This is a genomic window from Pseudaquabacterium terrae, assembly GCF_013266755.1.
Classification (GTDB): domain Bacteria; phylum Pseudomonadota; class Gammaproteobacteria; order Burkholderiales; family Burkholderiaceae_C; genus Pseudaquabacterium; species Pseudaquabacterium terrae.
In genome coordinates, this window is sequence record NZ_JABRWJ010000010.1 from 1 (window position 1) to 26,756 (window position 26,756).

Sequence of the window (26,756 nt, forward strand, 5' to 3'; positions counted from 1 at the left end):
CCCGGCCAGCGTGCCCGCCACCGGCTTTGCAGAGACGGGGTGGCGTGCGACGAGAAACCTCTGCGTGACGGGTGTCGGGTTTTCTTCGCGCATCTCCGTGGTTTTGCAAAGCCGGGCGCGGGCTGCGCGGCCCGGGCATTCAGAGATGAGCGTCGAGCAGCGCAGCAGGCGCGGGTCGGCGACCGAAGGGAGCTGGGTCCACGTGTCTGAGGCCCTGTACTCAGGGCCGAGTTGTGGACCCATCCCGCGTCTGCGAGCAGCGCAGAGCAGTCGGCCCCCCAGGGCCGACCGCCATCTCGCCCGGGCCGTGCAGCCCGCGCCCGGCTTTGCCGCGCCGAACTCCGCAAGCCAACGACATGCCACGACCGCTCAGGGCCGCCAGCGGTCCTTCACGCTGTCCCGTCTTATGGATCTCGGCTCGCAAACAGCGCGGTCGAGCAACTGACATGGTCGACCCCCGCATGCCCACCGAGCCCGTCGTGCCCGCCTACCTGCAAGGCGAGCCCGGCGTCTGCGGCTGGCTCTGCGCCGAGGCCTGGGACCACGCGTGGCCGTGGCGCCGCGGGGTCGCCGCGCCGCACCTCGCGCTGCGCGCCGCCGGCATCTCGCTCGCGCTCGGCGCCACGATCGTCTGGGTGCTGGCAGCGCTCGGGCATCTGCGCGCCGGCGCCGTCATCGGCTGGTGGTTCGGCTGGAGCGTCTACGAGGTGCTGATCCGCCTGGGCGCCAAGCGCTACGTGAAAGACGGGCCGTGGTGGGGCCGCCGCTACCGCGTTGCCAACGTGATGGACATGGTCTGCTACGTCGGCTTCAAGAACCTGCTGATCGGCGCCGCGCTGTTCCTGGCGCTGAAGGCGGCCGGCCGCTTCGTCGCATGAAGATCCTGTTGGCCCTCATCGCCTGCGTGCTGGCCCCGCTGGCCACGGCCGCGGCACCTGCCGCACCCGCCACGTGGACCGTGCAGCCCGGCGGCTCGATCCAGGCCGCGATCGACCGCGCCGCGCCGGGCGACATCGTCGAAGTGCAGCGCGGCCGCTATACGGCGAACCTGAAGATCACGAAGCCGCTCATTTTGCGCGGTATCGACCGGCCGACGCTGAGCGGTGGGCTGCAGGGCGACACGATCCGCATCACCGCGCCCGACGTGATCATCGAGGGCCTGATCGTGCGCGACTCCGGCGCCAGCCTGCTTGAGCAGAACGCCGGCATCTATGTCACGCCGGGTTCGCACCGGACGACAGTGCGCCGCTGCGACCTCGTCTACAACCTGTTCGGCCTGTGGATCCAGAAGGCCGACGACGTGACGGTGGAGGACAACCTGATCGTCGGCAAGCGCGACCACGCATCGTCGCAGCGCGGCAACGGCGTGCAGCTCTACAACACCGAGCGTGCGCGCATCAGCGGCAATCGCATCTCGTTCGTGCGCGACGCGCTCTATGTCGACGTCTCGCATCACGCGGTGTTCCGCGGCAACCGGCTGCACCACAGCCGCTACGGCACGCACTACATGAATTCCTACCACAACCTGTGGGAGGACAACGACAGCTACCGCAACCGCGGCGGCCTGGCGCTGATGGAGGTGCGCGACCAGATCGTGCGCAACAACCGCGCTTGGGGCAACAGCGACCACGGCATCATGCTGCGCACGCTGCAGGATTCGGTGATCGAGGGCAACGTCGTCTCCGGCAACGCGCGCGGCTTCTTCATCTACGACGTCGAGTACGCGCAGCTGCGCGGCAACGTCGTGATCGGCAACCAGGTCGGCGTGCACCTGTCGGCCGGCTCGACGCGCAACGAAGTCGAGGGCAACGACTTCGTCGGCAACCGCGAGCAGGTGCGCTACGTCGGCGCGCGCGACGAGACCTGGGGCGCCAGGCACGGCAACCACTGGAGCAACTACGTCGGCTGGGACCGCGACGGCGACGGCCGCGGCGATGTGCGCTACGAGGCCAACGACGTCGTCGATCGCCTGGTCTGGCGCCACCCGTCGGCGCGGCTGCTGCTGGCGAGCCCTGCCGTGCAGGCGCTGCGGCTCGTCGCGCAGCAGTTCCCGCTGCTGCGCGTGCCCAGCGTCGTGGATCCCCAACCGCGGCTCGCGCCGCAGCAGCCGGCGCTGTGGAGCGTTTCGAATGGCGAGCACTGAACATCCCGCGCTGGCCCTGGCCGGCGTGACCAAGCACTTCGGCGCCGTGCGCGCCGTCGATGGCGTCGACCTCGAGGTGCGGCGCGGCGAGCTGTTCGGCCTGATCGGCCACAACGGCGCCGGCAAGAGCACCTTGATCAAGCTGATGCTCGGGCTGCTGAAGCCGACCGCCGGCACGATCCGCATCCAGGGCGCGCCGGTCGACGGACGCGGCTTCCGCGACGTGCGCCGGCGCATCGGCTGGCTGCCCGAGAACGTCGTGCTATACGACAACCTGAGCGGCATCGAGACGCTGCGCTACTTCGCGAAGCTCAAGGGTGCCGACGCGGCAGGGTGCGCGCCGCTGCTCGAGCGCGTGGGCTTGGAGCAGGCCGCCGATCGCCCGGTGCGCGAGTACAGCAAGGGCATGCGCCAGCGGCTGGGCTTCGCGCAGGCGCTGCTGGGTGAGCCGGCGGTGCTGTTCCTCGACGAGCCGACGACCGGGCTCGACCCGGTCGCGACGCGCGACTTCCACGCCACGCTGGCGACGCTGCGTGAGCAGGGCACGACGGTGGTCATCACGTCGCACGTCCTGGCCGAGTTGCAGGAGCGCGTCGACCGGCTCGCGCTGCTGGCCAACGGCCGCGTGCAGGCGCTGGGCAGCGTGCAGGCGCTGCGCGAGCGCATGGCGCTGCCGCTGCGCGTGACGCTGCGTGCCGCGCCCGCTTCGGTGCCGGCGCTGCAGCGCGCGCTGGCACTGCTGCCGCTGGCCGAAACGCGCTGGCTGGTCGACGGGCTGCGGGCGCTGTGCCCGCGCCACGCCAAGATGCCGCTGCTGGCGGCCATCGCCGCGGTGCCTGGCGGCGTGGACGACGTGCAGGTGCACGAGCCCACGCTGGAAGACGTCTATTTCGAGCTCGCGCGATGATCGAAGCCCGCCCCGTCCTGATCGTCGCCGCCAAGGAGCTGCGCGACCGGCTGCGCAACCGCTGGGTGCTGGCGGTGGCGCTCGTCTTCACCGTCTTCGCGCTGGTCATCGCGTACTTCGGCGGCGCGCAACAAGGCGCTGTCGGACTGCGCTCCACCGAGGCGACGATCGCCAGCCTGGTCAGCCTGGTGATCTACCTGATTCCGCTGATCGCGCTGCTGCTCGGCTTCGATGCCGTCGTCGGCGAAGCCGAGCGCGGCACGCTCGACCTGGTGCTGGCGATGCCGATCACGCGGCTCGAGCTGCTGCTGGGCAAGTACCTGGGCCTGGCGGCGGCGCTGAGCTTGTCGACCTTGTGCGGCTTCGGCCTCGTCGCGCTGATGCTCGGTGCGCAGGCCGGCAAGGCGGCGCTCGAGCCCTACGGCGGCTTCCTCGTCAGCTCGGTGCTGCTGGGCCTGGTGTTCCTCAGCCTCGCGGTGATGGTCTCGGTGCTGGCCGCCGATCGCGCGCGCGCATCGGGACTGGCCATCGCGCTGTGGTTCTTCTTCGTGCTGGTGTACGACCTGCTGCTGCTCGGGCTGCTGGTGACGAGCGGCGGCGAAGTCGGCGGCGACGTTTTCCCGTACCTGCTGCTGCTCAATCCCGCGGACGTGTTCCGCATCCTCAACGTCTTCTCGCTCGAGGAGGTCAAGAACCTCTACGGGCTCGCCGGCATCGTGCCGGCGCCGCTGGCCAAGCCCTGGCTGATGGCGCTGGTGATGCTCGGCTGGATCGCGGCGCCGCTGGGCGTCGCCACCTGGAGGTTCCGATCATCATGAACACGCTGCATCGCCGCCACCTGCTGCTGGCCGGCTGCGCCGCGGTGCTCGCCGGCTGCGGACAGGCCGCCGGCGAGATCGCCGCCATGCCGAAGCCTGTCGACGGCGCCACCGCCTGCGACCTCGACGGCATGCTGCTCGCCGACTATCCCGGCCCAAAGGCGCAGGTGCACTACGCCGGCGCCGCCACGCCGGTGTTCTTCTGCGACACCGTCGAGCTCTTCTCGACGCTGCTGCGGCCCGAGCAGGTGCGCGCGGTGCGCGCCGCCTATGTGCAGGACATGGCGCTCGCCGACTGGGACCAGCCGGCGGGCCACTGGTTCGATGCCAAGGCGGGCCTCTACGTGGTCGGCAGCAGGCGCCACGGCTCGATGGGACCGACCTTCGCCAGCTTCGCGGCGCTCGACCCGGCGCAGCAGTTCGCCGCGAAGTGGGGCGGCAAGGTGCTGCGCTATGCCGACATCAAGCCCGAGATGGCCGATCTCTCCGGCGGCGCGCGCCACGACGTGAAGATGTAGCGCGGCGCGGTTCAGCAGGCCGGCACGCGCTGCGCGCGCCGGCGCGCCGCCATCTCCCGGCCCATGTCCCGCCGCTGCTGGCCCTGCAGCCTTTCGCGCGCCTGTGGATAGATCAAGGACTCTTCCAGCGCGATGTGGTCGTGCATCAGCGCGTTGAAGACCAGCACGCCGTCGCGCAGGCTGTCGAGCTCGCACCAGGCCTGGCCGCGGGCGATCGCCGCGAGATGCGGCGACAGCGCCATCCAGTCCTCATCGAGCCAGAGGTGGTCCTGCTGCAGCCGCAGCACCGCCTGCACCGTTTCGTCGTCGCCGTCGCTGGCCAGGCGCGGAAAGACATGCCGCTCCTCGTCCACGTGGTGCTGCGGCACGCTGAAGGCGAAGAAGCCGAGCAACTCCGCGGCGATAGCGCGCGCTTCGGCATCGGTGCCGATCGTGGCCAGCCGCGTGACCAGCGCCGACAGCTTGCCGAGCGCGAACAGGATGCGCCGGTGACAGGCGTCGAGTACGTCGAAGCCGTCGTCGAAGGCGGCGGATGCCGGTCGGGCGGCGGGGACAGGCACTGCAGACATGCGCGGGGCTCTCCTGGGCGGACGCTGAAGGCAGCTTCACATGGCCCGGCACGCGATGCCTTGATGGTGATCAATGCCTGTCGCGGCGTGCGCGCCGAAGATCGGCCGATCGCAGTCACTCGCGGAAGCCGACCATGACATCCCTCTCTCAAGCCACCGCCGATCCTGCCGATCCTGCGCATGCCACGCTCGCACCTTCCCCCAAGGGCTGGCTCGATGCGCTGAGCGCCGCGGCACCCGATGCACCAGCCGACGGCCTGCAGGCCTTGCTGCCGGTGGCCTTGCCGGTGTCGCTGTTCAGGGGCGCGCAATTGCTATCGCGCGAGCAGCCGGCGCAGCGCCACTGGCTGCTGCTGTCGGGGCAGGTGGCGATGGGCCTGGCCGAACGCGGCCGCATGCAGCAGCAGACGCGCGACGTGCGTCCCGGCCAGTGGATCGACAACGCCAGCGCCTGGCTGATGGACGGCAGCGGCTACCTGGAGGACGCATTGGTCGAGCAGGACGGGCTCGCCTTGTCCTTCGCGCATGCCGACCTGCTGCGCTGCGGGCTGCGCCACCCGATGCTGCTGGCGGCCAGCGCCGGATCGCTGGTGCAACGCGTGCAGGCGATGCTCGGTGCCGAGCTGAGCCTGATCCGCCAGAGCGCGGAGTCGCGTTTCGCGGCCTGGCTGCTGCAGCATGCCGAGGCGCCGGTCACCGGCGGCGTCGCGCGGGTTCCGCAGGTCGTGCTGCGACAGCGCAAGCGGGCGATCGCCTCGCAGCTCGGCGCGACGCCGGAGACGTTCTCGCGTGTGCTGCGGCAGCTGATCACGCGGGGCGCCGTGCGCGCCCGCGGCTACACGATCGAGCTGCTCGACCTGACGCTGCTGCACGAGCTGGCGACGGCCGGCGTGCCGCCGCGCCGCGTCTGAACGCAGCACCGCCGCACGCCGGACGATGAGCACCCTGGCCTGGGACGACCCGACGCAGCTCGCGCGCTTCACCCGCTGGTCCGGCGCCGACGCCGCGCGACGCGCCGACTCGACGCTGCTGATCGACGGGATGGTCTGCGCCGCGTGCTCGGTGCTGATCGAGGACGCGCTGAAGCGGCTGCCCGGCGTCGAGTCGGCCGACGTCAACCCGGCGACGCGGCGCGCGCAGCTGCGCTGGGATCCGGCGCGCACGCGCGCGTCCGCGCTGGTCGCGGCGATCGAAGGCGCCGGCGACTACCGCGCGCTGCCGGCCCATGCGCTCGACGCCGAGACCGCGCGCCGGCGCGAATGGCGCGCGATGCTGTGGCGGCTCTTCGTCGCGGGTTTCTGCATGATGCAGGTGATGATGTACGCGACGCCCGCGTACGTCGCCGGCCCCGAGGGCATCAGCCCCGACATCGCGCGGCTGCTGCAGTGGGCAAGCTGGCTGCTCAGCATTCCGGTGCTGCTGTTCTCGGCCGCGCCGTTCCTGCGCGGTGCCATCAATCAATTGACGCGGCGCCGGATCGGCATGGACGTGCCGGTGGCGCTGGGCATCGTCGTCACCTTCGCCGCCAGCACCGCGGCGGCTTTCGATCCCGGCGGCGTGCTCGGCAGCGAGGTGTACTTCGACTCGCTGACGATGTTCGTCTTCTTCCTGCTCGCCGGCCGTGCGCTCGAGCTGCGCGCACGCCATGCCAGCGTCGGCCAGCTCGAGGACCTGATGGCGCGGCTGCCCGAGACGGTCGAGCGCATAGCGCCCGATGGCCGCGGCGAGATGATCGCGTTGACCGCGCTGGTGCACGGCGACACCGTTCGCGTGCGCCCCGGCCAGGCCTTCCCGGGTGACGGGCCGCTGGTCGACGGCAGCACGCTGGTCGACGAGGCGCTGTTGACCGGCGAATCGACGCCGCTGCGCCGCAACGCCGGCGACGGGCTGCTGGCCGGCAGCTTCAATGTCAGCGCGCCGGTGCTGCAGCGGCTGCAGACGCTCGGCGAGGACACGCGTTATGCCCGCATCGTCGCGCTGATGGCGCGCGCCGCGGCCGACCGCCCGCCGCTGGCGCGCGCGGCCGACCGCATCGCGCTGCCGTTCCTGTGGGGCGTGCTGCTGCTGGCCTGCGGCGGTGCGCTGGCGTGGTGGTGGATCGATCCGGCGCGCAGCGTGTGGGTGGCAGTCTCTGTGCTGATCGTCACCTGCCCGTGTGCGCTGTCGCTGGCCACGCCATCGGCGCTGCTGACGGCCGCCGGAACGCTCGCGCGCCGCGGTGTGCTGGTGCAACGCCTGGCCGCGCTGGAAGCGCTGGCCCGCGCCGACCTCATCGTGTTCGACAAGACGGGCACGCTGACCGAGGACCGCATCGCGCTGAAGCAGGTCCTGCCGGCGCCTGGCTGGCGCGCCGACACCGCGCTGCAGGCCGCGCTGACACTGGCCAACGGATCGCTGCATCCGGTCTCGCGCGCGATCGTCGATGCGGCAAACCGCGACGGCATCGAGCCGTCGCCGCTTTCCGACCAGCACGAGACTGCAGGGCAGGGCGTGCAGGGCCGGGATGCCCGCGGCCGCTGCTGGCGTCTCGGTGCGCAGGCCTTCGCCGGCACCGGCGCATCGGCCGACGACGATGACGATGACGACCACGGTGCCGCGTGGCTGTCGGTCGACGGCGAAGCCGTCGCACGGCTGCAATTCGAAGAGCGCCTGCGCCCCGATGCGCGAGCCGCGCTCGAGCGCCTGCACGCCGATGGCGTGCGCACGATGCTGCTGAGCGGCGATCGGCCGGCCGCGGCGCAGCGCGTCGCGTCGGCACTCGGCGTACGCGAGGTACATGCCGGTGCATCGCCGGAAGACAAGCTGCGCATCGTCGCCGCAGCGCAAGGCCAGGGCCATCGGGTCGCGATGGTCGGCGACGGCATCAACGACGGCCCGGTGCTGGCGCGCGCCGACGTCTCGCTGGCGATGGGCCAGGGCGCGCCGCTGGCGCGCGCGCAGGCCGACTTCACGCTGCTGCGCGGCAGCCTGGTCGACCTGGTCGCGACGCGCGCGCTCGCGCAGCGCACGCTGCGCGTGCTGCGCCAGAACCTCGGCTGGGCCGCGGCCTACAACGCGGTGTGCGTGCCGCTGGCGCTCGCCGGCTGGCTGCCGCCCTGGGCCGCGGGTCTCGGCATGGCCTGCAGCTCGCTCTCCGTCGTGCTCAATGCGCAGCGGCTGCGGCGCATCGGCTGACCCCAACCCTTTCAAACGTTAGGCGCCCACGATGGACATCCTGTTCCTGCTCGTCCCGCTGTCGGTGGTCCTGGTGCTGGCCATCATCGTCGTCTTCGCCTGGGCCTTGCACGGCGGCCAGTTCGACAACCTCGAACGGGAGGGCGAACGCATCCTCTGGGATGGCCCAGTGAACTTGTCGGACATCGCCTCGAAGCTTGCGCCCGATCAACTCCGCGACCGCCCGGCCCTCGAACAATCGCAGCGCTGAAACCTCGAGGTCTTGCCCGATGAACCACGCCACCGCTTCACCGCTCACGCAGCCCCCTGCGGTCTACGACGACACCGCCGTGCGCCAGTTCACCGTGATGTCGGTGGTCTGGGGCGTCGTCGGGATGGCCGTCGGCGTGTTCATCGCCGCGCAGCTCGCGTGGCCCGAGCTCAACATGGGCGTCCCGTGGTTGAGCTACGGCCGGCTGCGGCCGCTGCACACCAATGCGGTGATCTTCGCCTTCGGCGGCAGCGCGCTGTTCGCGACCAGCTACTACGTCGTGCAGCGCACGAGCCACGTCACGCTGTTCGCGCCGAGGCTCGCAGCCTTCACGTTCTGGGGCTGGACGGCGGTGATCGTCGCCGCGGCCATCTCGCTGCCGCTGGGCTACACCTCGGGCAAGGAGTACGCCGAGCTCGAATGGCCGATCGACATCCTGATCACGCTGGTGTGGGTGTCGTACGCGGTGGTCTTCTTCGGCACCATCGCCACCCGCCGCATCCGCCACATCTTCGTCGCGAACTGGTTCTTCGGCGCCTTCATCATCGCCGTCGCGCTGCTGCACCTGGTCAACAGCGCCGCGGTGCCGGCCGGCTTCATGAAGAGCTATTCGGCCTACGCCGGCGTGCAGGACGCGATGATCCAGTGGTGGTACGGCCACAACGCGGTCGGCTTCTTCCTGACCGCCGGCTTCCTCGGGATGATGTACTACTTCATCCCGAAGCAGGCCGAGCGCCCGGTGTACTCGTACCGGCTGTCGATCGTGCACTTCTGGGCGCTGATCTTCACCTACATGTGGGCGGGTCCGCACCACCTGCACTACACCGCACTGCCCGACTGGGCGCAATCGATCGGCATGCTGTTCTCGCTGATCCTGCTGGCGCCGAGCTGGGGCGGCATGATCAACGGCGTGATGACGCTGCAGGGCGCGTGGCACAAGCTGCGCGACGACCCGATCCTGAAGTTCCTGATCGTCGCGCTGTCGTTCTACGGCATGTCGACCTTCGAGGGTCCGATGATGTCGATCAAGACGGTCAACGCGCTGTCGCACTACACCGACTGGACCGTCGGCCACGTGCACTCGGGCGCACTCGGCTGGGTCGGGCTGATCTCGATGGGGAGCCTCTACTACCTGATCCCGCGCATGTTCGGCCGCAAGCAGATGTTCAGCGTGCGGGCGATCGAGCTGCACTTCTGGGTCGCCACCATCGGCATCGTGCTGTACATCGCCGCGATGTGGATCGCCGGCGTGATGCAGGGCCTGATGTGGCGCGCGATCAACCCCGACGGCACGCTGGCCTACAGCTTCGTCGAGAGCGTCAAGGCGACGTTCCCGTTCTATGTCGTGCGCACGATCGGCGGCCTGCTGTACCTGGCCGGCATGCTGATCATGGCCTGGAACACCTGGATGACCGCACGAGGCCCGCAGCCGGCACGCCAGTCCGAAGCGCCTGCAGCGCTGGCCGGTGCCTGATTCGTGGCCGCGCCGAATAATCAATAGGAATTCATCATGTCCGATCCCGGAGCTCCCGCGTTCTCGCACGAACGCATCGAGACCAACAGCGTGCTGATGATCGCGCTGATCATCGTCGTGCTGCTGTTCGGCGGCCTGGTCGAGATCGTGCCGCTGTTCTTCCAGAAGAGCACGACGCAACCCGTCGCCGGGCTCGAGCCGTACTCGGCGCTGCAGCTGGCCGGCCGCGACGTCTACCTGCGCGAGGGTTGCTACAACTGCCACTCGCAGATGATCCGCCCGCTGCGCGCCGAGACGATGCGCTACGGGCCGTACTCGGTGGCCGGCGAGTTCGTCTACGACCATCCGTTCCAGTGGGGCAGCAAGCGCACCGGGCCGGACCTGCACCGCGTCGGCGGCCGCTATTCGGACGAATGGCACCGCGTGCACCTGCTGAACCCGCGCGACGTGGTGCCCGAATCGAACATGCCGTCCTACCCGTGGCTGGCGACCGCGGCGGTCGATCCGCAGCAGATGGCGCCGCGCATGAAGGCGCTGCGCATGGTCGGCGTGCCCTACACCGATGTGCAGATCGGCGGCGCCGCCGATGCCGTCAAGGGCCGCACCGAGCTCGACGCGCTGGTCGCCTACCTTCAGGTGCTGGGCACCGCGCGCAAGTAACTCGAGAGGATCGCCATGAACATCGACGTCAATGACCTGCGCTCGGCCGTCACGCTGGTCTCGCTGCTGGTCTTCGCCGGCATCTGCGCCTGGGCCTGGGCGCGCCGCAACCAGGCCCGCTTCGCCGAAGCGGCGCGGCTGCCGCTGGATTCGGAATAGAACGGAGCCCCTGCCATGAGCGATTTCTTCAACGAGGGCTGGTCGACCTACATCGCGGTGGTCACCGCGGTCAGCATCCTCGCCTGCCTGGTGCTGCTGATCATCGCCGCCCGCACCAAGGCGATGGCCGCCGACAACACCACCGGCCATGTGTGGGATGAGAACCTGCGCGAGCTGAACAACCCGCTGCCGATGTGGTGGATGGGCCTGTTCGTGCTGACCATCGTCTTCTCGGCGATCTACCTCGTGTTCTACCCGGGGCTCGGCAGCTTCCAGGGCAGCCTGGGCTGGTCGCAGAAGGCGCAGTACGAGGCCGAGATCCAGCGTGCGAACCAGGAGCTGGCGCCACTGTATGCGCGCTTCGATGCGATGAGCGTCGAGCAGCTGGCGGCCGACGGCCAGGCGCTGCGCGTCGGCGAACGCCTGTTCGTCAACAACTGCGCGCAATGCCACGGCTCGGACGCGCGCGGCAGCAAAGGCTTTCCGGACCTGACCGACACCGACTGGCTGTACGGCGGCTCGCCCGACGCGATCATCCACACCATCGCCAAGGGACGCATCGGCACGATGCCGCCGATGGCCGCCGCCGTCGGCTCGAGCGACGACGTGCGCAACCTCGCGAACTACGTGCTCAGCCTGTCCGGCAGCCCGCACAATGAAATCCAGGCCCACCTCGGCCGCTCGAAGTTCACGGCGTGCGCCGCCTGCCACGGCATGAAGGGGCAGGGCAATCCGGCCCTCGGCGCGCCGAACCTGGCCGACAGGGTCTGGCTGCACGGCTGGGGCGACGAGGCCATCGCCAACATCATCCGCCAGGGCAAGGTCAACACGATGCCGGCGCATGCAGACAAGCTGACGCCGTCGCAGATCCGCGTGCTGGCGGGCTACGTCTGGGGTCAATCTCACCCGCACTGATCAAGCGTTGGCCGGTTTCGATGTCTTCCCGCCCCGTGATCCCGATCCAGCCGGTCGCTGCCACCCCTGACGGCAGCGCCGAGCTGATCTCGCTGTTCGAGCGTTCGGCGAAGATCTATCCGCGCTCGGTCAGCGGCTGGTTCAACGGCTGGCGCTGGGCCTTCGTGTGGCTGACGCAGGCGATCTTCTACGGGCTGGCGTGGCTGCCGTGGAACGGCCGGCAGGCCGTGCTGTTCGACCTCGCAACGCGCCGCTTCTACATCTTCGACCTGGTCCTGTACCCGCAGGACTTCATCTACCTGACCGCGCTGCTGGTGCTCAGTGCGCTCGGCCTGTTCCTCTTCACCGCCATCGCGGGGCGGTTGTGGTGCGGCTATGCCTGCCCGCAGACCGTCTACACGCAGATCTTCCTGTGGGTCGAGCAGCGCTTCGAAGGCGACCGCACGGCGCGCATGCGGCGCGATGCCGGCCCGTGGACCTGGGACCGGCTGTGGCGCCGCGGCGGCAAGCACGCGGCGTGGATCGCGATCGGACTGTGGACCGGCTTCACCTTCGTCGGCTACTTCACGCCGATCCAGCGCCTGGCGGCCGAAGCGACCTCGTTGGCCTTCGGCCCGTGGGAATGGTTCTGGGTGCTGTTCTACGGCTTCGCCACCTACGGCAATGCCGGCCACATGCGTGAGCAGGTGTGCAAGTACATGTGCCCGTACGCGCGCTTCCAGAGCGCGATGTTCGATGCCGACACGATGATCGTCAGCTACGACGCGGGCCGCGGCGACCCGCGCGGCGCGCGCTCGCGCAAGGTCGACCCGCGCGCCAGGGGCCTGGGCGACTGCGTCGACTGCACGCTGTGCGTGCAGGTCTGCCCGACCGGCATCGACATCCGCAACGGCCTGCAGTCGGACTGCATCGGCTGCGCCGCCTGCATCGACGTCTGCGACGGCGTGATGGACAAGCTCGGTTATGCGCGCGGGCTGATCCGCTACTCCACCGAGAACGGCCTGGCGCAGGGCTGGACGCGCGCGCAGATGATCCGCCGCGTGCTGCGGCCGCGCGTGCTGATCTACGGCGCGATCCTCGGCGCGATCGGCATCGGCTTCGTCGCCAGCCTGGTGCTGCGCAGCCCGTTCAAGGTCGACGTGATCCGCGACCGCGGCGCGCTGGCGCGTTTCGTCGACAACGGCCGCGTCGAGAACGTCTATCGGCTGCAGGTGATGAACAGCACCGAGCGCACGCAGCACTACTCGATCACGGTCGACGGGCTGCCGGGGCTCGCGCTGGCCGGCGCCGCACCGGTCGAGATCGGCCCGGCACAGGCGCGCTGGGTGCCGGTGCGCGTGCAGCTGCCGCCGCAGGCTGCGCCGCAGTTCGCCGGCAGCTCGCAGCCGATCACCTTCCACATCGAGCGCCGCGCGGCCGACGGCGACGCCGCGCGCAGCGTGCACGAGCGCTCGACCTTCCTGGTGCCGCGTTGACGGCGCCGATTGCACGAGGTTCACGATGAACACCTCCATTCCTTCTCACGGCGCCGCGCCGGTCGCTGCCCCGTCGCGGGCCGGCCGCTGGTGGCAAGAGCCGATGATGTGGCTCGTCGTCGGAGGGCCGCTCGCGGTGGTCATCGCCGCCAGCGCCACCGCGGCGATCGCGATGCGCGCCGCCGACACCGTCGTGCTGCAGACGCCGGCACCGACCGCGCTGCGTCCCGCCGTGCAGGCGCGCAACCATGCCGCCGCGCCGCCGCCGGCAACGGACGCGCCAGTCAAGCGTTAGAACGACGACAAACGCCGAGGAGACCCCGATGAAGGAACGCGTGATGTGGATCGCCTGGCCGGCCTTCCTGACCGCCGGCGCGCTGGAGACGGTGGTCTTTGCGCTGGTCGACCCCGAGGCCCTGCGCGGCTTCGACGGCGAGCCGCTGGAGCTGTCGCGCTCGGCCGTCTACACGGTCTCGTTCTTCGTCTTCTGGGGCGCGACGATGTTGTCGAGCGCCTTGACGACGCTGCTGTCGGCGTCACCGTTCGAGCGCAACCGGTGTCCGCTGCCGGTCGACGGCAGGCCGCAGGCGTGTCCGAAGCCGGTGCCGCGCGGGCGATAGTCCCGGGTCGGTTCCAGATCGCATGGGCCGAAATTCAAGAAAGCTTGCGCCAGGCGATTTCGTAAGCTGTTGTCAACACTTATGTTCTTGACATAGAGTCCAGAATTTGTTGACGGCCGTCGCAGATGACGGTGACCCATGGCCACGTTTGTCCATCACGATCTGCGCCTGCTCAATCCGAGCTTTGCGTCCCCGCTGCTGGATGTGCTGACCGACCTGGAACACTTGAGGCGGCTTCAGATCCAGGGAACCACGCCCTGGCCGGTCTTCCTGCAACTGAAGCATGTCTTCCACTTGCTCGAGAGCCTGGCCTCTGCACGGATCGAAGGCAATCACACGACCCTGGCCGACTATGTCGACGCCAAGGTGGCCGATGGTACGGGCCGCGGGGATCAGTTGCTCGAAATCGACAACATCGAGCGCGCGATGCAGCAGATCGAGCAGACCATGCTACCCGGCGAGCCGCTGTCCGAGCATCTGCTGCGCGGTTTGCACGCCACGACCGTCGAGGGCCTCCAGCGTGAAGGGGACACCACGCCAGGTGCCTACCGAAGAGGGCCGGTGCGCATTGCCCTGGCCACGCACCTGCCGCCCGATGCGATGCGCGTGCCCGAGTACATGCAGGAGTTGGTGAGCTTCGTCAACCGGCCTGACCCGCCCAAGTACGACCTGATGAAAGTGGCATTGGCACATCACCGCTTCGCGTGGGTCCACCCGTTCGGCAATGGCAACGGAAGAGTCGTGCGTCTGTTCACCTACGCGCTGCTGATCAAGTACGGATTTCAGGTCAGCGCCGCCGGTCGCCTGCTCAATCCGGCTGCGGTGTTCTGCGCCGACCGCAACCGCTACTACGCCATGCTGTCGGCGGCCGATGCCGGCACGGATGCGGCCCTTGAAGGCTGGTGCACCTATGTGCTCGCAGGCGTGCGCGACGAGTTGAACAAGGTGAACCGGCTCGCCGACTACCACCACCTGCAGAGCACGGTGCTGCTCCCTGCGGTCACGCACGCGCGGCAGCGCCAGCTCATCAACCCGCAGGAGGAAGCCGTGCTGGCATCGACGATCAAGTCAGGCGTCGTCAAGGCCGGCGACCTGGAGTCGGCAATGCCCCGGCTCAATGCCAATCAGCGCACGTACCAGATCCGCAAGCTCGTGGACGCCGGCATGTTGCAGCCGATCAAGCCGGGCTCGCGGCAGTACTGCATCGGGTTCAGCCACAACATGCTGCTTCGCGGCGTGGTGCGAGCGTTGACCGATCAGGGCTTCATTTCTGACGCACTGGCAGGGACGGCGGCCTGATGCGTGCGGGCGGCGCGCGTCACACGCCTGGCGCATTCACCAGCCGCCGCAAGCCTTCCTCGTCCAGCACCCGCACCTCCCGCTGCCGCACCGCCAGCAGCCCTTCCTCGTGGAACTTCGAGAAGGTCCGGCTGACGGTCTCCAGCTTCAGCCCGAGGTAGCTGCCGATCTCCTCGCGCGTCATGCGCAGCACCAGCGCGGTGGGCGAGAAGCCGCGGGCCTTCAGCCGGCGCGTCAGGTTCAGGATGAAGGTGGCCAGGCGCTCCTCGGCACGCATGCTGCCGAGCAGCAGCATCACGCCGTGGTCGCGCACGATCTCGCGGCTCATGATCTTGTGGAAGGCCTGCTGCAGCTCGACGAATTCGCGCGACAGCGCTTCGAGCCGGTCGTACGGGATCACGCAGACCTGCGAGTCTTCCAGCGCGATCGCGTCGCAGGTGTGGCGGTCGTGGCTGATGGCGTCCAGGCCGAGCATCTCGCCGGCCATCTGGAAACCGCTGACCTGGCTCGCACCGTCCTCGGTCGCGACGCAGGTCTTGAAGAAGCCGGTGCGCACCGCGTACAGCGCGGTGAACGGATCGCCGACGTGGAAGAGCGCGCCGCCGCGGCGCACGCGGCGGCGGTTGGCCACCAGCGTGTCGAGCCGCTCGACGTCGGCGCTGCGCATGCCCAGCGGCAGGCAAAGCTCGCGCAGGCTGCAGCTGGAACAGGCGACCTTGAGCTCGTGCATGGGTTCGGTGGAGAGGGTGGCGTGGCAGGGATCGAGCATGAGGCACCTCAACGATGGAATTGATTGTCGTCAGCATTCATCGCCGGGCTTTGCGCTGGATCAAGCCGTGCGGCGCCCCCCCGGGACAAAGTTGCGGCATGACGACGCTCGCCCCCCAGCCGCCCGTGCGCGGCGACCAACTCGCCCGCTTCGACGTCGCGGGCCCGCGCTACACGTCCTATCCGACGGCCGACCGCTTCGTCGAGGCCTTCGACGCCGCGGCCTATCGCCGCGCGCTGCAGGACCGCACCGGCGCGGGACGCGCGATCGGCGCGCTGGGCGCCAGCGCCGGCACGCGGGCGCCGCTGTCGGTCTACGTGCACATCCCGTTCTGCGAGTCGCTGTGCTATTACTGCGCCTGCAACAAGGTCATCACGAAGCACCACGAGCGCGCCGCCGAGTACCTCGATGCGCTGGAGCGCGAGATCGCACTGCACACCGCGGTGCTCGGCGCGGCGACCTCGGTGTCGCAGCTGCACTTCGGCGGCGGCTCGCCGACCTTCCTGACCGATGCCGAGCTGGCGCGGCTGATGGCGGCGCTGCGCGGCGGATTCCGGCTGCTGCCGGATGCCGAGCTGTCGATCGAGGTCGATCCGCGCACCGTGACGCCTGAGCGCCTGCAGCACCTGGCCGCGCTCGGCTTCAACCGGCTGAGCTTCGGCGTGCAGGATTTCGACCCCGACGTGCAGAAGGCCGTGCACCGCGTGCAGCCCTACGAGTCGGTGCTCGCGCTGATGGCCTCGGCACGGCGCATCGGCTTCCAGTCGATCAACGTCGACCTGATCTACGGCCTGCCGAAGCAGACACCGGAATCGTTCCAGCGCACGCTGGCGCAGGTGCGCACGCTGCGGCCCGACCGCATCGCGCTGTATGCCTACGCGCACCTGCCCGAGCGCTTCAAGCCGCAGCGCCGCATCGTCTGCGCCGACCTGCCCGCGCCCGCGCACAAGATCGCGATGCTCGCCGCGGCGATCGATGCGCTGGGCGCCGAGGGCTACGACTACATTGGCATGGACCACTTCGCGCTGCGCGACGATGCGCTCGCGGTGGCCAAGCGGCAGGGCCGGCTGCACCGCAACTTCCAGGGCTACAGCACGCAGCCGGATTGCGACCTGCTCGGGCTGGGGGTGTCGGCGATCGGCAAGGTCGGTGCCAGCTACAGCCAGAACGCGAAGACGCTGCCGGAGTACTACGACGCGCTGCGCAACGGCGTGTTCCCGGTGGTACGCGGGCTCGCGCTGGAGCGCGACGACCTGATCCGCCGCGCGGTGATCATGGCCGTGATGTGCCAGGGCCGCGTCGACTACGAATCGATCGATGCCGCGCACCTGGTGCGCTTCGCCGACTACTTCGCGCCCGAGCTCGAACGGCTGCGCTCGCTCGCCGAGCAGGGCCTCGTCGAGCTGGAGGACGACGGCCTGCAGGTCACGCCGCTCGGCTGGTACTTCGTGCGCGCGGTGGCGATGGTCTTCGACAAGCCGCTGCAGGCCGAACGCTGCCGCGCGCGCTTCTCGCGCATCGTCTAGCCGCCTCGGATCGCCCATGGTCTTCGGGCTGCTGATCAGCGCGCTGCTGATGGGCCTGGCCGGCGCGCCGCACTGCATTGCGATGTGCGGCGCGGCCAGCGCCGGCATCGGCTGCACGCGCCAGCGGCTGTGGGCCTTCCAGGCCGCCCGCATCGCGGGTTATGCGCTGCTCGGCGCGGCGGCGGCCTCGTCGGCCGCGTTGCTGGGCTGGGGTGCAGACCGCATCGGCCTGCTGAAGCCGTTCTGGGCGATGCTGCATGTGGCGTTGGTCGCGCTGGGCATCAGCCTGCTGTGGCGCGGACGCCAACCCGCGGCGCTGGACCGCCTGGCGCAGCGCGCCTGGCAGGGCTTGAGGCTGCGCACCCTGGGCTGGGACGACGGCTCGGTGCGCGGACCGCTGCTGGCCAGCGGCATCGCCGGGCTGCTCTGGGCGCTGCTGCCGTGCGGCCTGCTGTATTCGGCGCTGATGCTGGCCTCGCTGAGCCCCGCGCCGTGGCACGGCGCGGCGGTAATGGCCAGTTTCGGCCTGGGTTCCGGGCTCGGCCTGCAGCTCGGTGCACGGCTGTTGCAGCGCTGGTGGCGGCCGAAGGCCGGTGCCGACAGCCGCTGGGGCGTGCGCCTGGCCGGTGCCGCGGTGGCCGGCGCATCGGCGTGGGCATTGGGCCACGGGCTGTGGCAGGACGTCGCGCGGCTGGTCTGCTGACTGGCGCCGCCGCGGCGCGGCGTTTGGACTCAGCGCGCCGGACCGAGCCCCAGCGGTGCCGGTACCAGCGCGACGATGCGCGAGAACAGCTGCTCGTACGCGGCTTCCGGCGCGCAGCCGGTCAGCGGGTCGCGGTTGGCTTCGAAGGCCTCGTCGACATCGGCCCAGTCCTCGGGCGTCAACACGCGCTCGGCCAGCGGCAGCACTTCGCGCTCTTCCAGCGCCATGTGCGAGCGATAGAAGTCGACGTATTGCGCGGCGGCCTGCTCGAAGGCCTCGCGCCGCGATTCGCCCATCATCTCGAAGGCCAGCAGGCGATGCTCCAGCTCGCGAATGCGCGCCTCGCCGCGCGCGTGGTCCTCGTCGAGGCGATCCAGCAGCTCGCGCGCCAGCGGCGTGCGCGCGCGCAGCTTCGGAAACAACAGCTCGGTCTCCTTGCGGTGGTGGCGCTGCTCCGGAAACTCGTCGAGGTAGAACAGCATCGCGCGCAGCGCGCCGAAGTCCGGCAGGCTCTTGTCGCGGCGATGCTGTGCCAGCAGCAGCAGCACCGAGCTCAGCATGGCCGCGAGGGCCTGGTGCTCGTCGCGGATGATGCGTGTCGCGGCGTGAGTCATGCGATGCTCCTGTGGGCCGGGGGGCGACCTGCGGTCGCGGTCTCGGCGACCGTGCCCGCCGCCGGCGGCACCAGCATCACCGGCACCGGGCTGCGCCGCGCGACGCCTTCGGCAACGCTGCCGATCACTGCGCGCGCCAGGCCGCGGCGTCCGTGTGTTCCCAGCACGATCAGCTCGCAGTGTTCCTTGCTCGCGATGTCGACGATGGTGTCGGGGAGGTCGAGCACGGCAAAGGCCACCCTGCTCGCCGCCGTGACGCCGGCCTGCGCGGCCTGCTGCACGGCGGCGGCGAGCATCGCGGCGGGCACGTTCGCGCGGGCTTCCTGCTCCTGGGCGAGCAGCTCGTAGCTCGCGAACTCGCGCATCGTCGGAAAGTCGTCGATGACGTGCAGCAGCAGGATCGAGGAGGGGTGCGCCGTGGCCAGGCGGATGGCTTGCTGCAGTCCACGTTCGGCCGTGGCGCTGCCGTCGAGCGGCACGAGGATGTGTCGGAACATGTGAGCCACTCCTTCGATGGGCTGCTGAAGTCGTCAAGGCCAGTCTAGAAAGCGCCGGCGCGCGCGGCCTTGCGCTGCATCAACTCCGCTCCGGGGCCGTCGGGCAACCTGCGGGCATGGACCATGCCTCGCGCCCGCCACCCGACCCTGGCCCGCACGGCCTCGACGCCGCCGCCGTGATCGCGCGTCGCCGCGCCGACGGTCCGAACCGCCTGCCGCAGCCGGACCGGCGCGGCCTGCTGCGCATCGCTGCCAGCGCCTTCGCGCAGCCGATGTTCCTGCTCCTGCTCGCGGCCGCCGGGGTCTATGCGCTGGTCGGCGCGTTCACCGATGCGCTGCTGTTGCTCGCGTCGGTGCTGGTGGTCGGCGCGCTGGCGGCATGGCAGGAGCACCGCAGCGAGCGTGTGCTGCGTGCGCTGGAGGATCTGTCGAGCCCGCGCTGCCGCGTCGTGCGCTCGGGGCGCACCGAGATGATCGCCAGCGAGGACCTGGTGTGTGGCGACCGCCTGCTGGTGGCCGAAGGCGACCGCCTGGCCGCTGACGCGCTGCTCATCGGCGGCAGCGGCCTGGGGGTCGACGAGTCGCTGCTGAGCGGTGAATCGGCGCCGGTCGCCAAACATCCGAATGGAGCGGCCGACGCCGCGGCAGCGGCCGACGCCGCGCGGCTGCACGCCGGCAGCCTGGTGGTGCAGGGCGAAGGCGTGGCCGTTGTCAGCGCCACCGGCGAGCGCACCACGCTCGGCCGCATCGGCGGGTCGCTGGCCCAGCTGAAGCCGAACCCCAGCCGGCTGCAGCGCGAGCTGAAGCGCCTGGTGCAGATCGTCGCGCTGGCCGCCGTCGTGACCTGCCTCGTCGCCGGCGCGCTGTATGCCGCACGCGACGGCTCGTGGACCGCCGGGCTGCTGGTCGGGCTGACGCTGGCGATGTCGCTGGTGCCGGAGGAGTTCGCGGTGGTCTGGACGGTGATGCTCGCGCTCGGCGCGTGGCGGCTCGCGAAGGCACAGGTGCTGACACGCCAGGCGCAGGCCATCGAGGCGCTCGGCACCGTCAGCGTGCTGTGCGTCGACAAGACCGGCACGCTGACGCACAACCGCATGACGCTGCAGCGCCTGCACGATGGTGCGCAGGAGGCCGCGCCCGCAGAGCTGCTGCCCGGGCCAGGGCCGCTGCGCACGCTGCTGGACCATGCGGCGCTGGCCTGCGCGCCGAGCAGCATCGAGCCGATGGACCAGGCGATCGCCGCGGCCGGCGCTGCAGCGCCGCCGCACTGGCGTGCGCAGCGCTACCACGGCACGGCCGTCGGCCGCCCCTATGTCGAGCGGCAGTGGCGCGACGCCACGGGCCGCTCGGTCGGCGCGATCAAGGGCGCGCCCGAAGCGGTGCTCGCGCTCTGTGCCGAGGCGCCGCTTCGGCGGGCCGCGCTGCAAGAGGCGGCGCGCGCGATGAGCGAGCGCGGCCTGCGCGTGCTGGCGGTCGCCCGGGCGAACGACGCATCCGATGCCGCGTCGGGCGCGTGGCGCTGCGTCGGCCTGCTCGGCTTCGAGGACCCGTTGCGCGCCGAGGTGCCGCAAGCGATCGCCGAATGCCGCTCGGCCGGCATGCGGGTGATCATGATCACCGGCGACGCGCCCGCCACGGCGAGCTCGATCGCCGCCCAGGCCGGCCTGTCCAGCGCCATCGTGATGACCGGCGCGCAGCTCGCCGCGCTGGACGAGACGCAGCTGCGCCGCGCGCTGCGCGACTGCAACGTCTTCGCGCGCATCGAGCCGGCGCAGAAGCTGCGCATCGTGCGCGCGCTGCAGGCCGAGGGCGCAGTCGTCGCGATGACCGGCGACGGCGTCAACGATGCGCCGGCGCTGCGCGCGGCCGACGTCGGCGTCGCGATGGGCCGGCGCGGCACCGACGTCGCGCGCGAGGCCGCGGCGCTGGTGCTGCTGGACGACAACTTCGCGTCGCTGGTGCAGGGCGTCGCTGCGGGCCGGCGCATCTTCGTGAACCTGCGCAAGGCGCTCGGCTACCTGTTCGCGGTGCACGTGCCGATCGTCGGCGTGGCGCTGATCCCGCTGCTGGGCGGCGGCGCGCCGCTGCTGCTGCCGCTGCACGTCGTGCTGCTGGAGCTGATCATCGACCCGGCCTGCTCGCTGGTCTTCGAGGCCGAGCCGGCGCAGCACGACCTGATGCGCGTGCCGCCGCGGCCGGCCGGAGCGCGGCTGTTCGAGCCGCGCGCGGTGGCGCAGGCGCTGATGGCGGGCGGCATCGGATTCGCGGGTGTCGCCGCGGTGTACGCCGTGGCCGCCGCGGCGGGCGCGACGACGGAGGTGTTGCGCCTGCTGTGCCTGGCGTCGATCGTCGTCGGCAACCTGTTGCTGCTGCGCTGGTTCCGCGGCATCCGCGGCCAACGCGACACGACCAACCCGGTGTTTCACGGCCTGGTCGCCGCTGTCGGCGTGGTGCTGGTGGTGTTGCTGCTGCTGCCCGGTGCACCGGGACTGCTGGGCTGGCCGCCGCGGCTGGATCCGGCATGGGCGTTGCTGCCTGCGGTGCCCGCTGCGTGGTTCGCGCTGCGCGCGTGGCGGCGTTGAGGCAGCAGCCTTCTTGATCTGGCGCATCGCAGTTGCGCCACGCGCTGCCTACAGTGGCTTGTCGCGATCCGAATTGCGAGGAGCCCGAGATGTATTCGAACCTGCTGGTGCCCATCGACGGCGGTGCGCTGTCCGACAAGGCCATCGCCGGCAGCATCGCGCTGGCGCAACAGCTCGGCGCGGCGATCACCGGCTTCGTCGCCGAGCCCTCTCTGCCGCTGCCGGCCGTCGGCCGCCCGGCCCACCTCGTCGAGCGCGAGCTGGCGCTGCACGACGATCGAACGGCCTCACATGCGCATGACCTGCTCGGCCGCTTCGAGCGCTGCGCGCGCGATGCCGGCGTGCGCTTCAGCGGCCATCACGTGCAGTCGGCCTTCGTCGACACTGCGATCCTGGATGCCGCGCGGGAGCACGGCTGCGACCTGATCGTGATGACCACGCATCGGCGCGGCCTGCTCGGCGAGCTGCTGCACGGCGCGTGCACCAAGGCCGTGCTGGCGCGCAGCCCGGTGCCGCTGCTGGTGCTGCATTGAGGCAGATTTCTTGCCCGGCCGAGGCCCGCGGCCGCCGGCCGCGCCTGGCTTGACCCAGCGCAAGGCCGCCAGCCGGGGCAGCGATCACGATGGCGGCCTGACAGTCCGGAAAGGGAACCGCCATGAAGATCCTGCTCGCCGTCGACGGCAGCCCGACCACGACGCGCATGCTCGCCTACATCGCTGCGCACGACGAGCTGCTCGGCGCCGGACACCAGTTCACCGCGCTGACCGTGGTGCCCGCGGTGCCGCCGGGCGCCGCGACCTGGATCGACAGCGCCGTTCTGCAAGGCTGGTACGACGAACAGGCGCAGCGCGTGCTCTCTCCCGTGTGCAAGTTCGCCGCGCAGAAGGATTGGCATCTCGAGCCGCGCCATGCCGTCGGCCATGCCGGCGAGATGGTCGCGGCGATCGCTCAGGAGGGCGGCTTCGACCTGATCGTGATGGGCACGCACGGCCATTCGGCAATCGGCAACGTCGTGCTCGGGTCGGCCGCCACGCGGGTGCTCGCCGGCACGCGCATCCCCGTGCTGTTAGTGCACTGAACCGTCGCCAGCAGCGACGACGCTCGTTACGTTGCCGGTGGCAGCGGCAGCTCGGCGACGTAGCGCAGCGCGTCGCCGCCCTGGGCCGCGCTGCCCGCCGCGGGTTTCATGCCGATCGACTGCGCGAGGCCGCGCATCGCGGTGTTCTCGCGCAGGACATGCGCGACCAGCCGCTGCGTGCCGTGGCCGCTCAGATAGCGCGTCATCTTCCCCAACAGCAGCCGGCCCAGGCCGCGCTGGTGCAGCCCCGATCGCACGATCAGCGCGAACTCGGCCTCGACGTTGTCGGGGTCGCACACCGCATGCACCACGCCGAGCAGCGCGCCCGCATCGTCGCCGTCCGCCGCTTCGGCGACGAAGGCCATCTCGCGCGCGTAGTCGATCTGCACCAGGCGTGCCAGCTCGGTGCGCGGCAGCTCGCGCCGGCTGCTGAAAAAGCGCAGCCGCAGATCCTCGGGCGGCTGCGCGGCGAAGAACTCGCGCTGGCGCGTCTCGTCCTCGGGGCGCACCGGCCGCAGCCGCAGGCGCCGGCCGTGCCAGTCGACCTCTTCGATCAGCTCGGCCGGGTAGGGCAGGATCGCGAAGTGCGCACGTCCGCCGGGCCGATGGCGCGCGAGCACGATGCGCGCATCGAGCGCGATCACGCCCTGCTCGTCGGCGAGCAGCGGGTTGATGTCGAGCTCGGCGATCTCGGGCACGTCGGCGAGCAGGCGCGCCAGCGCGATCGGCACGTCGGCGAGCGGATCCATCGCCACCGGCGGGCGGTCGCGGTAGCCGGCGAGCAGCCGGGCGATGCGCGTGCGGCCGATCAGCTCGCGCGCCAGCGGGCGGTTCAGCGGCGGCAGCGCGATCGCGCGGTCGGCCAGCACCTCCACCGCGGTGCCGCCGGCGCCGAACAGCAGCACCGGGCCGAACACCGGATCGATCGAGGTGCCGACGATCAGCTCGTGGGCATGCGGCCGGCGCAGCATCGGCTGCAGCGTGAAGCCGTCGATGCGCGCGTCGGGGCGCGCAGCGCGCGCGCGCTCGAGCATCGCATGGGCCGCGCTGCGCAGTGCGACGGCATCGGCGATGTCGAGCGCGACGCCGCCGACATCGGACTTGTGGCTGATGTCGCGTGAGCGGATCTTCAGCACCACGGGATAGCCGATGTCTGCCGCCGCGCCCTCCAGCGTTTCGGGGTCGGGCCCGAGCGCCTGTGTCGGCACGACCGGAATGCCGCAGGCGGCGAGCACGGCCTTGGCCTCGTCCTCGGCCAGCAGTTCGCGGCCGTCGGCGAGCGCGTGGTCGATGATCCGGCGCACGGCGGCCAGGTCGGCCGCCGGACCGTCGGCGCCCAGCGGCGGCGCCTCGGTCAGCAGCGCCTGGTTGCGGCGATAGGTGTCGAGCATGCCGAAGGCGTGCACGGCATCCTCCGGCGTCGGATAGTTCGCGATGCCGGCGTCCTCGAAGATGCGGCGCGCCTCGGCGACCGCCGCATCGCCGAGCCAGCAGGCCATCACGCGGCCCGGCGCGCGCCGCGCGATCGGGGCGCAGGCGCGCGCGATGTCGGCGCTGCGCACGATCGCCGTCGGTGCGTGCATGAACAGCACGGCTCCCGCCTGCGGGTCGCCGAGCAGCGCCTGCAGCGCCGCGGTGTAGCGCTCGACCGGCGCGTCGCCGATCAGGTCGACCGGGTTCTGGCGCGACCAGTTCGCCGGCAGCGTTTGATCGAGAAGGCTGCGCACTTCAGGCGATAGCGGCGCGAGCTTCACGCCGGCCAGCGCGGCCGCATCGGCCGCCATCACGCCGGCACCGCCGCCGTTGGTCATCACCGTCAGCGCGGCGTCGCGGTTGCCGCCGAAGCGCGCCAGCGTCTCGGCGGCGATGAACAGCTCGGCCAGCGTCTGCACGCGCAGCAGGCCGGCGCGGCGGATCGCGGCGTCGATCACCGCATCGGCGCCGGCCAGCGCGCCGGTGTGCGACGCCGCCGCCGCGACGCCCGCGCCGGCGCGGCCGGCCTTGACGATGATCACCGGCTTGTTGCGCGCCGCAGCGCGCGCGGCCGACATGAACTTGCGCGCCTCGCCGATCGATTCGGCATACAGCAGGATCGCCCGCGTGCGCACGTCGCTGGCCAGGTAGTCGAGCAGGTCGCCGAAGTCGACGTCGGCATGCTCGCCCAGCGACACCATGGTCGACAGGCCGATGCGACGCGAGCGCGCCCAGTCGAGCACCGCCGTGACCAGCGCGCCCGATTGCGAGACGAAGGCGACCTCGCCCGGCAGCGCATCGGTGTGCGCGAAGCTGGCGTTGAGGCCGGCATGCGGCGCCAGCAGGCCGATGCAGTTGGGGCCGAGGATGCGCAGCAGGTACGGCCGCGCGGCATCGAGCATCGCCTGCTTCTGCGCCGCATCGAGCCCGGCGCTCATCACGATCGCGGCACGCGTGCCGCGCTGGGCCAGCTCGGCGATCAGCCCGGGCACGGTCGCGGGCGGCGTGCAGATCAGCGCCAGATCGGGGGCCTGCGGCAGCGCGGCCACGTTCGGGAAGACAGGCTCGCCGTCGAGCCGCGCGAGCCGCGGATTGACGGCGTGGACCGGCCCGGCGAACGCGCCGCCGCGCAGGTTGCGCCACACCGTCGCGCCGACGCTGCCGCTGCGGTCGCTGGCGCCGATGACCGCGATCGATGTCGGGGACAGCAGCTTGTCGAGATGGCGGATGCTCATGGCGGGCAGCGATGGATGCGACAGCGCAGCCTAACGGCAATCCGCTGCGGCGGCGGTCGGTTACGCCTGGCGGGCCAGCAGCGCCCAGTGGTTGTCCGGCAGCATCGGCTTGGGCCACGCGAGCATGCGTGGCTTGCGCGTCGGGTGCCAGAAGGCGATACCCCGGGCCGAACCGATCAGCACGGCCGGCACGCCGTCGAGCGGCAGCGACGCCAGCGCGCACGCCTCGATGAGCTCGGCGACCTTGGTCATCGTGCGCGCGGCGCGAGGATGCCACCAGAGCCCGCGCGCGGCCTTCTGGCCGCTGAGGATGAAGCCGCCCATGGGCCCGAGCGCGATGTCGCCGACATAACCGGCGGCCTGGGCATCGGCGCTCGGCATGCTCAGCTCGGCGCCGCGCCACAGGGCCAGCACCGGCGCCTCGCGCCGGCGGCTCGGATCGTCGTGTTCGGCCTGCAGGCCGACGCCGAGCACGCGCTTGCCGTCCGCCTGCTGCGACCACGCCAGGTGCCGGATGCTCAGCCGCTGGTCCTGCAGGCGCCATTGCCCGAGCACCTCGGTCGAATCCGGGTCGATGTGCGCGAGCGACGGCCGCATGCGGTCCAGGTCGATCTTGCGGCCATCCTCGGCGCGCAGGATGCCGCCGTTGGCGATGAAGACATTGCCGTCATCGTCGAGCAGGCACTGGTGCGCATCGAAGCCGGCGCTCAGGAACTGGTGGATGCGGTGCAGGTTGCGCACGTCTCGAACGCTGACCCACGACATGCCGGTCGGCGAGCTCGTCTCGGTGGTGAAGAGCCACTGGCCGTCGTGGCTGAGCGTCACGTGGCCGTTGAAGGTGCGCCCCGGAAACTCCTGTCCGGTGATCACCCGCGCGACCACGCGGCCCTCGGCATCGCAGCGCAGCAGCCAGTGGCCCGGCCGCGTCGCCACCGCGACGAAGCCGCCGTCGGGCAGCGCGACCACGCCGTGCACCCGGCCCGGCGCGGGCAGGTCGGCCAGCAGCCGGACCTGCTCCTTCGCCCAGTCGACCTCGATGATGCCGACGCGGTCCGCGGCTTCGCCGGCGGCGGCCTCGCTGCGCCACCCGGCGGCGAGGCGGATGGCCGGCGGCGGCGACTCGGCCGCCGCAGCGGCGTCGAGCCAGGGCCCGGCGAGGGCGAGGGAGGCGAGGGGCAGCAGGTCGCGACGGCGCAGGGGCATCGGGTGGGTACGGCAGTCAGGGCGTGGCGCCGATTGTTGGCCGCGGCCGCCGCGCCCTGCCTTGTTCCGCCTCAACGACGGCATGCCGCGGCGTT

25 protein-coding genes and 2 pseudogenes are annotated in these 26,756 nt (G+C 71.0%); 21 read left to right on the top strand and 6 right to left on the bottom strand.

Annotation, left to right across the window (positions count from 1 at the left end):
- Positions 1–434: 434 nt before the first annotated feature.
- From HLB44_RS28500 to HLB44_RS28520, 5 genes and pseudogenes are all read left to right on the top strand, one after another.
- Positions 435–878: pseudogene (locus tag HLB44_RS28500) on the top strand (4Fe-4S binding protein); the annotation flags it as partial.
- Positions 875–2,143, top strand: a complete 1,269-nt coding sequence (locus HLB44_RS28505; RefSeq protein ID WP_173131174.1) for a nitrous oxide reductase family maturation protein NosD — start codon at positions 875–877, stop codon at positions 2,141–2,143. The pseudogene HLB44_RS28500 and the gene HLB44_RS28505, both read left to right, overlap by 4 nt.
- Entirely contained in the window at positions 2,130–3,050 is a 921-nt protein-coding gene (locus HLB44_RS28510) for an ABC transporter ATP-binding protein (RefSeq protein ID WP_173131177.1), read from the top strand. Before HLB44_RS28505 ends, HLB44_RS28510 begins: the two co-directional genes overlap by 14 nt.
- The gene (locus HLB44_RS28515; protein ID WP_173131179.1) at positions 3,047–3,868 is read left to right on the top strand and encodes an ABC transporter permease; all 822 of its coding nucleotides are present in this window, start codon (positions 3,047–3,049) and stop codon (positions 3,866–3,868) included. Before HLB44_RS28510 ends, HLB44_RS28515 begins: the two co-directional genes overlap by 4 nt.
- Positions 3,865–4,386, top strand: a complete 522-nt coding sequence (locus tag HLB44_RS28520) for a nitrous oxide reductase accessory protein NosL (protein ID WP_173131181.1) — start codon at positions 3,865–3,867, stop codon at positions 4,384–4,386. The genes HLB44_RS28515 and HLB44_RS28520 overlap by 4 nt, the downstream gene beginning before the upstream one ends.
- A gap of 11 nt (positions 4,387–4,397) precedes the next feature.
- Here HLB44_RS28520 and HLB44_RS28525 read toward each other — a convergent pair whose 3' ends face one another.
- Positions 4,398–4,955: a hemerythrin domain-containing protein gene (locus HLB44_RS28525; protein ID WP_173131190.1), complete on the bottom strand. Its 558-nt coding sequence runs from the start codon at positions 4,953–4,955 to the stop codon at positions 4,398–4,400.
- A 134-nt stretch (positions 4,956–5,089) separates the two neighbouring features.
- On the opposite strand from HLB44_RS28525, the gene HLB44_RS28530 reads away from it, so the two are divergent.
- From HLB44_RS28530 to HLB44_RS28580, 11 genes and pseudogenes are all read left to right on the top strand, one after another.
- A complete protein-coding gene (locus HLB44_RS28530) occupies positions 5,090–5,866 on the top strand; it encodes a Crp/Fnr family transcriptional regulator (RefSeq protein WP_173131192.1) in 777 nt (258 codons plus the stop codon).
- A 25-nt stretch (positions 5,867–5,891) separates the two neighbouring features.
- The gene (locus HLB44_RS28535; RefSeq protein WP_173131195.1) at positions 5,892–8,129 is read left to right on the top strand and encodes a heavy metal translocating P-type ATPase; all 2,238 of its coding nucleotides are present in this window, start codon (positions 5,892–5,894) and stop codon (positions 8,127–8,129) included.
- Positions 8,130–8,160: 31 nt separating this feature from the next.
- Positions 8,161–8,295: pseudogene (ccoS, locus tag HLB44_RS38235) on the top strand (cbb3-type cytochrome oxidase assembly protein CcoS); the annotation flags it as partial.
- Positions 8,296–8,398: 103 nt separating this feature from the next.
- Entirely contained in the window at positions 8,399–9,853 is a 1,455-nt protein-coding gene (ccoN, locus tag HLB44_RS28545; protein ID WP_173131201.1) for a cytochrome-c oxidase, cbb3-type subunit I, read from the top strand.
- 36 nt (positions 9,854–9,889) lie between these two features.
- Positions 9,890–10,513, top strand: coding sequence for a cytochrome-c oxidase, cbb3-type subunit II (gene ccoO / locus HLB44_RS28550; protein WP_173131204.1), 624 nt, complete (start codon positions 9,890–9,892; stop codon positions 10,511–10,513).
- Positions 10,514–10,528: 15 nt separating this feature from the next.
- Positions 10,529–10,672 (top strand): cbb3-type cytochrome oxidase subunit 3, encoded by a 144-nt coding sequence (locus HLB44_RS28555; protein ID WP_173131206.1) that lies wholly within the window; start codon positions 10,529–10,531, stop codon positions 10,670–10,672.
- A gap of 15 nt (positions 10,673–10,687) precedes the next feature.
- Positions 10,688–11,587: a cytochrome-c oxidase, cbb3-type subunit III gene (gene ccoP / locus HLB44_RS28560; protein ID WP_173131209.1), complete on the top strand. Its 900-nt coding sequence runs from the start codon at positions 10,688–10,690 to the stop codon at positions 11,585–11,587.
- Between the two features lie 20 nt (positions 11,588–11,607).
- A complete protein-coding gene (ccoG, locus tag HLB44_RS28565; RefSeq protein ID WP_173131212.1) occupies positions 11,608–13,062 on the top strand; it encodes a cytochrome c oxidase accessory protein CcoG in 1,455 nt (484 codons plus the stop codon).
- Positions 13,063–13,087: 25 nt separating this feature from the next.
- Positions 13,088–13,357, top strand: coding sequence for a nitrogen fixation protein FixH (locus tag HLB44_RS28570; protein WP_173131215.1), 270 nt, complete (start codon positions 13,088–13,090; stop codon positions 13,355–13,357).
- A 28-nt stretch (positions 13,358–13,385) separates the two neighbouring features.
- Positions 13,386–13,682, top strand: a complete 297-nt coding sequence (locus HLB44_RS28575; protein WP_173131218.1) for a hypothetical protein — start codon at positions 13,386–13,388, stop codon at positions 13,680–13,682.
- A gap of 138 nt (positions 13,683–13,820) precedes the next feature.
- The gene (locus HLB44_RS28580; protein WP_173131221.1) at positions 13,821–14,981 is read left to right on the top strand and encodes a Fic family protein; all 1,161 of its coding nucleotides are present in this window, start codon (positions 13,821–13,823) and stop codon (positions 14,979–14,981) included.
- A gap of 19 nt (positions 14,982–15,000) precedes the next feature.
- On the opposite strand, the gene HLB44_RS28585 is transcribed toward HLB44_RS28580, so the two are convergent.
- Complete coding sequence (locus HLB44_RS28585) at positions 15,001–15,750, bottom strand: helix-turn-helix domain-containing protein (RefSeq protein ID WP_246312525.1); 750 nt, start codon at positions 15,748–15,750, stop codon at positions 15,001–15,003.
- A gap of 98 nt (positions 15,751–15,848) precedes the next feature.
- Here HLB44_RS28585 and hemN point away from each other — a divergent pair, with 98 nt between their 5' ends.
- A complete protein-coding gene (gene hemN / locus HLB44_RS28590; protein WP_173131224.1) occupies positions 15,849–17,276 on the top strand; it encodes an oxygen-independent coproporphyrinogen III oxidase in 1,428 nt (475 codons plus the stop codon).
- Between the two features lie 16 nt (positions 17,277–17,292).
- Positions 17,293–17,979: a sulfite exporter TauE/SafE family protein gene (locus tag HLB44_RS28595; protein ID WP_173131225.1), complete on the top strand. Its 687-nt coding sequence runs from the start codon at positions 17,293–17,295 to the stop codon at positions 17,977–17,979.
- Positions 17,980–18,008: 29 nt separating this feature from the next.
- Here the strand turns inward: HLB44_RS28595 and HLB44_RS28600 are convergent, their stop codons facing one another.
- Together HLB44_RS28600 and HLB44_RS28605 are read right to left on the bottom strand one after the other, a co-directional pair.
- Positions 18,009–18,593 carry a hemerythrin domain-containing protein gene (locus HLB44_RS28600; RefSeq protein WP_173131227.1) on the bottom strand — a complete coding sequence of 195 codons (585 nt, stop codon included), beginning with the start codon at positions 18,591–18,593 and terminating at the stop codon, positions 18,009–18,011.
- On the bottom strand, positions 18,590–19,090 hold the full coding sequence (locus tag HLB44_RS28605) for a universal stress protein (RefSeq protein WP_173131229.1): 501 nt from the start codon (positions 19,088–19,090) through the stop codon (positions 18,590–18,592). Before HLB44_RS28605 ends, HLB44_RS28600 begins: the two co-directional genes overlap by 4 nt.
- A gap of 116 nt (positions 19,091–19,206) precedes the next feature.
- Between HLB44_RS28605 and HLB44_RS28610 the strand changes: the two genes are divergently transcribed.
- From HLB44_RS28610 to HLB44_RS28620, 3 genes are all read left to right on the top strand, one after another.
- Positions 19,207–21,672: a cation-translocating P-type ATPase gene (locus HLB44_RS28610; protein WP_173131231.1), complete on the top strand. Its 2,466-nt coding sequence runs from the start codon at positions 19,207–19,209 to the stop codon at positions 21,670–21,672.
- A gap of 89 nt (positions 21,673–21,761) precedes the next feature.
- Entirely contained in the window at positions 21,762–22,205 is a 444-nt protein-coding gene (locus HLB44_RS28615; protein WP_173131233.1) for a universal stress protein, read from the top strand.
- 122 nt (positions 22,206–22,327) lie between these two features.
- Positions 22,328–22,750, top strand: coding sequence for a universal stress protein (locus tag HLB44_RS28620; RefSeq protein WP_173131235.1), 423 nt, complete (start codon positions 22,328–22,330; stop codon positions 22,748–22,750).
- 26 nt (positions 22,751–22,776) lie between these two features.
- On the opposite strand, the gene HLB44_RS28625 is transcribed toward HLB44_RS28620, so the two are convergent.
- Together HLB44_RS28625 and HLB44_RS28630 are read right to left on the bottom strand one after the other, a co-directional pair.
- Positions 22,777–25,458, bottom strand: coding sequence for a bifunctional acetate--CoA ligase family protein/GNAT family N-acetyltransferase (locus HLB44_RS28625; protein WP_173131238.1), 2,682 nt, complete (start codon positions 25,456–25,458; stop codon positions 22,777–22,779).
- 60 nt (positions 25,459–25,518) lie between these two features.
- Positions 25,519–26,661 carry a DUF1513 domain-containing protein gene (locus tag HLB44_RS28630; RefSeq protein WP_173131241.1) on the bottom strand — a complete coding sequence of 381 codons (1,143 nt, stop codon included), beginning with the start codon at positions 26,659–26,661 and terminating at the stop codon, positions 25,519–25,521.
- Positions 26,662–26,756: the final 95 nt, after the last annotated feature.